This window comes from Pseudoalteromonas sp. MelDa3, from assembly GCF_002863625.1.
Taxonomy (GTDB): domain Bacteria; phylum Pseudomonadota; class Gammaproteobacteria; order Enterobacterales; family Alteromonadaceae; genus Pseudoalteromonas; species Pseudoalteromonas arctica.
The window spans coordinates 1-2,245 of the sequence record NZ_PJBR01000192.1 but is presented as its reverse complement, the minus strand read 5'-3'; the positions used below and the strand labels follow the sequence as shown (position 1 = coordinate 2,245).

The 2,245-nt window shown below is 34.0% G+C and carries 2 protein-coding genes; both read left to right on the top strand.

Features of this window, described 5'->3' with window-relative positions; genetic code table 11:
• On the top strand, window positions 1-646 hold a 646-nt coding region (locus tag CXF89_RS19000; RefSeq protein WP_121955468.1), incomplete at its 5' end, for an AAA family ATPase.
• A gap of 7 nt (window positions 647-653) precedes the next feature.
• Window positions 654-2,114 carry a SpoIIE family protein phosphatase gene (locus tag CXF89_RS18995; protein WP_121955467.1) on the top strand — a complete coding sequence of 487 codons (1,461 nt, stop codon included), beginning with the start codon at window positions 654-656 and terminating at the stop codon, window positions 2,112-2,114.
• The last annotated feature ends 131 nt before the right edge of the window (window positions 2,115-2,245 follow it).

The following is a 2,245-nucleotide window of genomic DNA, read 5'->3' as shown; positions in this document are numbered from 1 at the left end:
TAATAACGCCCGCTGTGTCACTTTCATTTCACTGATGGGCTCAGAAGGCTCATCAACTGCTTGTGCGAGCGTAGCAAAACGACTTCAATCACAAAATAAAACTGTACTTGTCATTGATTTAAATCCCCTTAACTCTTTTAAATTAGATGGACAATTACCTAAAACTCAAGGTGAATGGCGCTTCGATGATATCTCTTGCCAATTAGGTGTAATAGCTTATCAAGGGATTAATATTCTGCCAATAAGCAATATAGAATCTATAGAAACAGCTAAAAATAAGCATATTTTAAATGACGCTATTTTAAGATTGAAACAAGAATATGACTATATCCTTTTGGATATGTCTCCAGCCTTAAAATTAAACCGTAATAATGTTCCTCTTCATTCACTGAGTTTGTGTACTGAGCTAACATTGTTAACAGTCGCCTTAGGTATTAACGACGAAGAAGAACTATGTAAAGGTGTTAGCGAGCTTAAACAAGCAGGACATAAAAATATTCAAATTCTAATTAGCCAAAATAATTTTGCACCTCTAGGAGAGCGTATGGTTAAAGCAATAGATAAGCGTGCACATAAATGGCCCCGCTTTAGCAAAATCTTAAAAAATAAAATCAATAAACAAAAATGGTTATTTCAACATCATTGAGGCTAATATGGATATATTATTTGAAAGACGCTTTGAACTTTTATGGCCCACATTAACCGAAATTAGACAAGTATTGAAACATGTTCTTGGCGCACTATCTGTTAAACGCGAAGAAGTTGATGCTGCTGGTTTGGCTTCAACAGAGTACCTTACTAATTTAATTCGGCATAACGAAGGCTCCGAACATAGCATCATTTTGCGTATCAGCCAAGTTACCTCCCAAGAATATGAACTAACCATCATTGATGAACTAAAGGCATATAATTTATTCAAGAAAAATGACTCTCAATGGACATTAGACTCTTGGGAGCTTGTTGAAGGTGGTATGGGTGTAGAGCTAATACGTCATTATTTTAGTAGTGCCACTTACATAACAAAAGATAATAAAAACTATTTTTCTTTTACCTTAAGCCAAATAGATAAACGCCCTACTGTTATATATGTAGACGATGACCCTGTCCAATTGGCTCTAATGAATGCATACCTAAAAGGTAAATTTCAAGTAATTCAGTGCGAAAATATTGAGTCTGGCTGGCAGGCAATTTTAACATCAGATGCTAGTATATTATTGCTAGATCATCAGTTAAAAAATGGTACATGTGAGCCGCTACTTGAGAAACTTAATAAGTCTAATTTAAAATCTCAATTATCAGTAATAATGCTTACAGGTGATGATAGCGAAGAAGTTATAAGTAAAATAAATCGCCTAGGTGTTGATGACTATTTAATAAAGCCCGTACAAAAGAATAAAATTCTACAAAGTTTTGAGAGAGTGACTCACCGGTTTGCCTATTTATCCTACCAGACTGCTTTTGAATCCACCCCATCAAAAATACCGTTAGAAAATGACAGGTTTGCCCATGTCTTTGGCTCAATATGCCTAGGAAATGGAGGCGACTTTTTTATGCCTATCAACGAAGAAGGTACTGCATTTGTACTAGGTGACATGATGGGGCATGGTTTGCAAGCTTTAAAAGAGAGCTTTGCTATTAAGGGATTTATAAGTGGCTTTCTAGCTACAGGCTTACCTTATCAAGATATGCTCAAAGCATTAAACAATGCGCTGTATAATCAGCAATTATGTAAATCAAGCCTAGTAACATTAATAATTTGCTACATAAATGAAGATACCCTATTTTGGCTAAATGCTGGTCATCCTGCCCCTGTTGTAATAAATCAAAGTGGAAAGGTTAAACAGTTAAATGGCACAGGTCCATTACTTGGGTTATCTAAAAATCATAATTATAATTTGTATCAAACAAGCCTAACAGATATTCACCACACTCTACTCTACACCGATGGATGGACAGATAATCGTTATGTTGATAAAGATGAAATAACTGAACTTGAAAAAATAATTCCATCTCAGAAATATACTAAAGAAGCATTTGCTCATCTACTCTGGAAAAACTCTCAAGTTATTTTATCAAAAGAATTAGACGATGCCTCATTAATTATAATCAATTGAATTTGATTTAATTCTTAATATATACTTAACTAAAATAAAATTTTAGTTTTTTATTCGATATATTAAGAAGGCTTAAGGGAATGAACTATGCCACCAACTGTATTAATTGTTGAAGATACACATTCTTTAGC

Bases quoted from the DNA above. Each gene is read 5' to 3' on its own strand.
- CXF89_RS18995 (WP_121955467.1), top strand. From the start codon at position 654: ATGGATATATTATTTGAAAGACGCTTTGAACTTTTATGGCCCACATTA.